The sequence below is a fragment of the Campylobacter sp. DY7 genome (genome assembly GCF_057802535.1).
Genome location: NZ_JBYJAU010000035.1, coordinates 1 through 1,035, shown reverse-complemented (window position 1 = coordinate 1,035; position 1,035 = coordinate 1). Strand labels below are relative to the sequence as shown.

Genomic DNA, 1,035 nt, shown 5'->3' with positions numbered 1-1,035 from the left:
CACGAAACCAAACACGCAAGTAAAATAAACCTAAACTCTAAAGACGAATTCGGAGCAATGGCAAGAGCTATTAATGATAATATAGAAAGAACAATCTCTTCTTTAGATAAAGACACCCAAGCAGTAGAACAAAGCGTTCAAACAGCAGCTGCAATTGAAAGCGGTGATTTAAAAGCAAGAATTACTCTAAATCCTGCAAACCCACAATTAATTGAACTAAAGAATGTATTAAATAAAATGCTTGATACTTTAGAAGATAAAGTAGGAGCTAATACTAACTCAATTGAAAAAATCTTTGATGAATATAGTCAGAATGACTTTAGAAACGAAATAAAGAATGCTAGAGGTAAGGTTGAACTTGCTACTAATATGCTAGGTAAGCAAATAAGAGATATGTTAAAAACAAACCTTGAAACTGCAAGAAACCTACAAGAAAAATCAAAAATACTAAAAACAAGTGTTATTGATATAAACGAAGGTGCAAGAAAGCAAGCAGCAAGCTTACAAGAAAGTGCAGCAGCAGTAGAAGAAATGAGTGCATCTATGCATGCAGTAAATCAAAAATCAAATGAAGTGATTAAAAATGGAGAAGATATTAAAAATGTAATCACTATGATAAGAGACATTGCAGAGCAAATTAATCTTCTTGCACTAAATGCTGCAATAGAAGCTGCAAGAGCAGGAGAGCATGGAAGAGGATTTGCAGTAGTTGCTGATGAAGTAAGAAAACTAGCTGAAAGCACTCAAAAATCTTTAACAGAAATAGAAGCTAGTGTTAATGTATTAACTCAAGGAATAAATGATATGAGCGAAAGCATTAAAGAACAAACTCAAGCTATTACTCAAATAAACGAAGCAATAAGCAGTATAGATGAATTAACACGTGCTAATGTTGTTGTAGCTGATAATACTAATAAGATATCAGATGAAGTAGATTCTATGGCAAGCAGTGCAGTTGAATCTGTAATGAAGAATAAGTTTTAATAAACACTACATTAAAAAGCTAAAAGAAACTTCTTAAGTGAAGTTTCTTTT

The 1,035-nt window shown here is 32.1% G+C and carries 1 protein-coding gene; it reads left to right on the top strand.

Annotated features, from left to right (window positions below; genetic code table 11):
* Window positions 1-984 (top strand): methyl-accepting chemotaxis protein (locus AC1B00_RS09560; protein ID WP_488849495.1); only part of this gene is annotated, 984 nt, incomplete at its 5' end.
* Between the last annotated feature and the right edge of the window lie 51 nt (window positions 985-1,035).